The 5,454-nt window shown below is 45.4% G+C and carries 4 protein-coding genes; 2 read left to right on the top strand and 2 right to left on the bottom strand.

Going from position 1 to position 5,454, the window contains the following annotated elements; genetic code table 11:
- Positions 1-93: 93 nt before the first annotated feature.
- Positions 94-1,152, bottom strand: coding sequence for a HEAT repeat domain-containing protein (locus AB4138_RS23370; protein WP_017060468.1), 1,059 nt, complete (start codon positions 1,150-1,152; stop codon positions 94-96).
- Positions 1,153-1,239: 87 nt separating this feature from the next.
- The gene (locus tag AB4138_RS23365; RefSeq protein ID WP_372139227.1) at positions 1,240-2,571 is read right to left on the bottom strand and encodes an anaerobic sulfatase maturase; all 1,332 of its coding nucleotides are present in this window, start codon (positions 2,569-2,571) and stop codon (positions 1,240-1,242) included.
- 137 nt (positions 2,572-2,708) lie between these two features.
- Here AB4138_RS23365 and AB4138_RS23360 point away from each other — a divergent pair, with 137 nt between their 5' ends.
- Both AB4138_RS23360 and AB4138_RS23355 read left to right on the top strand, forming a co-directional pair.
- A complete protein-coding gene (locus AB4138_RS23360) occupies positions 2,709-3,497 on the top strand; it encodes a formylglycine-generating enzyme family protein (protein ID WP_372307905.1) in 789 nt (262 codons plus the stop codon).
- A 160-nt stretch (positions 3,498-3,657) separates the two neighbouring features.
- The gene (locus AB4138_RS23355) at positions 3,658-5,340 is read left to right on the top strand and encodes an alkaline phosphatase family protein (protein WP_372307902.1); all 1,683 of its coding nucleotides are present in this window, start codon (positions 3,658-3,660) and stop codon (positions 5,338-5,340) included.
- Positions 5,341-5,454 lie beyond the last annotated feature (114 nt).

Raw genomic sequence — 5,454 nt, 5'->3', positions numbered from 1 at the left:
CACATTTCAGGACGGGACAATGGATGCGAAAAAGCCAGTCGAACGTGTCGACTGGCTTTTCATTATAGGCTTCGCTAATTACTCATTAGGATATTATGAGCTTGGCGCTACTCGTTTATCTTTCAACTGATCAATAACATAGTCAGGAGCTACTTTACCTAGCTCACCTAAGCAATCATCGGTCTTTTCATTTCCGTAGCGCACATAGATATCGCATACCGCGTATAGCTGCTCTGGAGAACCAGAGATCAAATATGCTTTCTCGAACGATTTAGTCGACTTGTCGATATCCAACTCTTCTTGTAATACCCCATTTAGGTACCAGTAGTAGCTGTTATCTTTCGCTAGCTTCGCAGCCACTTCAATCTCTTTGGCTGCCGCAGTTTTGTCTTCAAGGCGAACCAGAGTCAACGATTTCGAATAATGCAGAGCGGCGTTGTTTGGCACGCTCTCCAAACCACGATCTAATACTTCGACTGCTTGCTTATCTTTGTTCTGAGCTCGAAAATTATCTGCGTAGCTCAACCAAACTTGCGCTTCTTTTGGATGCGTATTGATCAGCTCTAGATAAACCGTTTCCGCCTTATCCCAGTCATTGTGCCAACGAAGCACATCAGCAAACAGTAATTGGTACTTTTCAGATTCTTGCGTTTCCAAGAAGCTAATAAGCTCTATGACTGGTGGTTCAATTTGTGCTTTCTGCTCGTCATCCAATGCATTGAAGTCACGGACTAGGTTTGACGTTGCCGTATGGCGAACCATGGTATCGCTGTCTTTTAGCAAGGGTGAAACTAACGCCCAGCGATGTTCAAGTTGGTAAGGTTCAGAACCGATAACCGCCGCTTCACGAACTTCAGGGTTTTGATCTTTTAAGCCTCTTGCCACCGCCACCAGCGCATTTTGGCTTGGATATGAAGCAAGCTCTTGCAGTGCACCAGTACGATTTTCAACAGATTGATTCTGATCTTGTGCCATGTAAGACAACTGTTGAATGCGGGTTTGAGTGTCCGTCATTTCAAGCACTTGATTGATATTTTGTGCTGGCGCGTCAACCGTTTGTTGAACGCTATTCGCAGCCATCGCAGACGTTGAAATTAATGCGGACGTTGAAATCAATAAAGCAACAGCCGTCGCTAAACTCTTCTTCATCATAGTATTACCTTAAACTGGAGAACTTAGCCTGTCCTTAGACTCGTATCTGATTAAATTTTTCTTGGACCTGTTGATCCAAAGAACGAGTTAAAACTTGGTCTCGAACGTAGCTTGTTGCGCCTGTTTTGCTCGATGCGCCATCAATACTGAGTCGCTGAATTTACCATGAGCAACCGGATGCCCCATCGCGCGAGCGATGTACGCCATCGACTTATCGACATGAGAAAAGAACTTATGCCAACCAGCACATAAGTAGTTCAAACCCGGTTCACCTACACGAGTTTTGATAAAGCGGTTCTTAGGGCACTCACCATGACAAGCGAACTTGTAATCACACTGCTGACATTGACTGGTCAGTGTACGGGATTTAGCAAAACCAAACTTTTGCTGTGGTGCGCTGTACGCCAAATCATCAAGTTTCTCGTGATGAATATTGCCAATCTTGTATTCAGGGTAAACATAATGGTCGCATGAAAATACGTCGCCATTTGGCTCCATTGCCAAGCCCTTTCCGCATATCTCATTCAAGGTACACAGTGGGTTCGGACGCCCAATCCATGTTTCTACGCTCGCTTCAAAATACTGAACAAACACCTTGCCGATGTCGTTCTTGGCCCACTCGTCAAACACAGAAATCAAGAAGTTACCCCAAGCCAAGTCCGACACACACCACGATTCCATGATTGAATCTTTATGGCCGGGGATCAGGCGTTTGTCGCCTTGTTTGAGCTGTTCGCTCACTTGGGATGTTTGTGGTGCAACCGTTCGGAATGTTTTCTGTTCAACGATAGGAATAAACTGCATTTGCGGTGACTTCACCACATCACGTAGGAAGCGATAGACCTCAAGTGCATTTTGACTGGTGAGGTTATTCACACAGGTAAGCGTTGCGAACTTCACTTGGTGTTTGTGCAGCAGCTCCACAGCCGCCATCACTTGTTTGAATGTGCCACGGCCAGCTCTGTTAACACGATAGGCATTGTGCAGCATTTCAGGACCATCAATACTCAAACCGATCAGGAAGTTATTCTTCGCAAGAAACTCAGCCCAATCATCATTCAGCAAAGTACCATTGGTTTGTAAATCGTTTGAAATCAATACACCTTCAGGTTGGTACTTTTTCTGTAGCTCAACCACGCGTTCAAAATACGCCAAACCTAGCATTGTCGGTTCACCGCCCTGCCATGAGAAGATAATTTCTGGCGTGTTTTGACCTTCGATGTATTGTCGGATGTAGGTTTCTAACGTCTCATCATCCATTCTTGGAGAACTGCCTTTCTTGTACTCCAACAAATCTTGCTTACTTAGGTAGTAACAATATTTACAGTCAATGTTGCACGCTGCGCCAATCGGCTTAGCCATGACATGCAAGCGCTTAGACGCTTTACCGTTATATTGTGGACCTTGAGTAATATGCATGATTTACCTACCTATTTTAGTATTCTGGACCCATCATAATTCCTATTCGATCATGTGACATGTTATACCCTTTATAACCAATAGGAATGACCTTAAACGTTAGAATTAGACCCTATTTCGAACATCTGAGGCACGTGATGAAATTTCTTAATTACAAACAGTTAGCAACAATTAGCAGCGTCACCATGACTATTCTTCTGAGTGGCTGTGCAAGCGTGCCTACACACCCCATCACCCAACAAATTGACCAAGAGATGGTGTTGGTTGAAGGCGGCACATTCACCATGGGGTCGAATGATCCAGAAGCGACCAAAGCAGAGCGTCCTGCACGTAATGTAACTGTAGATAGTTTCTATATTGCGAAGTTTGAGGTGACTCAAGAATTGTTCGAATCGGTGATGGGTTCATCCCTCAGTTATTTCCAAAACCCACAAGTTCCAGTCAATAACCTTAGCTGGCAACAAGCAAACTACTTCGTCGAGCAATTGAACGAACTTACAGGCGAAGAATACCGTTTGCCTACTGAAGCTGAATGGGAATTTGCAGCCAAAGGTGGCAACAAAAGTAAAGGTTATACTTACAGTGGTTCCAATAACTTAGATGATGTTGCGTGGTACTCAGCAAATTCTAAAAATAGCGCACATCCAGTCGGGCTAAAGAAACCAAATGAACTAGGCTTATATGACATGACAGGAAACGTGGGCGAGTTTGTTATCGATGCCTTCGATGACACCTTCTACCGATTCGGTCCAACAGACAACCCTAACAACGCAAAACACAGCGACGTTGGTTTATCGCACAAATCGGTTCGCGGTGGCAGCTTTGCTTATGACGAAAATGAATCTGAAAGTTACCGTCGTGACTTCGCAAGCCAATCGATCACTATGTCAGATATGGGGCTGCGTTTAGTTAAGGATACGAACTAAAGCTGTGAACAAGCTAACGAAGCGAACTAACTAAAGATGCCGAAGGTTATGGTTCACTAATCGTCACCAACAATACAAGAAAATACGATTCGCACTGTACACACGTTAGAAATCTGGCCAAACATTAGAACTCAGCGGCAACAGTGAATAAGGAAACTCTATGCAATACACCAAGCTTTCAGGACTAACCCTCGCGTTACTCTGCGCTCTCCCCACTTCAGCTGCGGAAAAGCCAAATCTAGTCCTTCAAATCACGGTAGATGGCCTGCGCGCAGATTTAATCGAACGATATAAGCACAACTTCGGTGAAGGCGGTTTCCGGTACTTAATGGATGATGGTACCTACTACACCAACGCGAACTACCAACATGGCAACACGGAAACGATTGTGGGCCATGTATCGCTTGCAACAGGTGCTCCACCGAGCGTACACGGCATGGTAGGTAATGTTTGGTATGACCGTAGCGAACAACGTTTGGTGTATAACGTAGAAGACGGTAACTACCAAATGCTGACCTCTGGTGCAGGTGTCGATAAAGCAACAGAGATCGACCCAACCCAGAAGACAGCACAAGGCGATGGTCGCTCTCCGGAGCCAATACTCTCCACCACGTTTGGTGATGAGCTGACTATTTCCAATAGTGGCAAATCAAAAGTGTTCGGTGTGTCTGTGAAAGACCGCGGTGCGATCTCATTGGCGGGACACAGTGGCAAAGCGTTCTGGTTCTCAAAGGCACAGTCTGAGTTTGTCACCAGTAACTATTACTACGACGAATACCCAGCTTGGGTATCTCGTTGGAATGAAAAAGCCATTGCAGCTCAATACTCAAAACAGAGATGGGAACTGTCGTTACCGCGTGACCAGTACACCCTGCAAGAACACAACATCGACCACAAGGTTAAGCTCGGTGATTTCCAACGCACCTTCCCTCACCCTTACGGCCCTGCGAGCTATAAGTATTACAGCACAACACTAACTGTAAGCCCGGCTGGTGATGAAATCACCGAAAACTTTGCAACCACGTTGTTGATGCAAGAGAAGCTTGGACAAGGTGACGCGACGGATTACCTATCGGTTAGTTTCTCATCGAATGACTATGTAATTCACCTCTACGGCCCTGAAAGCCTAGAAACCGAAGACAACTTGATTCGACTCGACAAAACGATCGCTAAACTTCTTAAGACCGTTGATAACCAAGTCGGGCTAGAAAACACATTGATTGTGCTGTCTGCCGACCACGGTGTACCTGAATCTTCACCTGCGGCAAATGCGCTTGGTTTCAATCAAGCTCAATACTTCAATAAAGACACACTACTCTCGAGTGGTGTTGAGAAACGATTGAAGGATGAATTTGGTTTAACCAAAGACGCGATTCGCTTGTACGCACAACCTTACATCTATCTGAATCATGATCTGATCGCTGAGAAGAAGCTTGATCTGGCTAAGGTCCAAGAAGCTATTGCGGATGAAATTGCAAAAGTGAAAGGTGTTGCGTTTGCTGTATCAAGTAGTGACATTGTGGCTAACCGAGTACCGGATACGCATGTGATGCAGCTAATTAAAAACAACTACCACCCTGCTCGTTCTGGCGACGTGTACGTAGTATTTGCACCGCGCAGCTACATTAACGACATGGAAGGCCTCCAAATTGCCTCTACACATGGTTCTCCGTGGAAATACGACACTCATGTGCCTGTGATCTTTGCAGGCTACGACGTTGAAGCTAAGAAGGTATCGCGAGCAGTGACGCCATATGACATTGCGCCAACGCTTTCGAACAAACTGGGTATCACCCAACCAAGCGGGTCAATCGGAGAAGTGCTGCAAGAGATCACTGAGTAGACTCAATCTCTAAGGTTTCGTGAGCTAGATTTCGAATCCAGCACCCACTCAATAAAAGAGCCGTTTATCTGTTTCTGACTCACTAGGTCGAAACAAATAAGGTTCATCGCGGAT

This window comes from Vibrio sp. 10N.286.52.C3, from assembly GCF_041468865.1.
GTDB classification, from domain to species: Bacteria; Pseudomonadota; Gammaproteobacteria; order Enterobacterales; family Vibrionaceae; genus Vibrio; species Vibrio crassostreae_C.
This window is presented reverse-complemented; position numbering and strand designations above follow the sequence as displayed.

Bases quoted from the DNA above. Each gene is read 5' to 3' on its own strand.
- AB4138_RS23355 (WP_372307902.1), top strand. From the start codon at position 3,658: ATGCAATACACCAAGCTTTCAGGACTAACCCTCGCGTTACTCTGCGCT.
- AB4138_RS23365 (WP_372139227.1), bottom strand. From the start codon at position 2,571: ATGCATATTACTCAAGGTCCACAATATAACGGTAAAGCGTCTAAGCGC.
- AB4138_RS23360 (WP_372307905.1), top strand. From the start codon at position 2,709: ATGAAATTTCTTAATTACAAACAGTTAGCAACAATTAGCAGCGTCACC.
- AB4138_RS23370 (WP_017060468.1), bottom strand. From the start codon at position 1,152: ATGATGAAGAAGAGTTTAGCGACGGCTGTTGCTTTATTGATTTCAACG.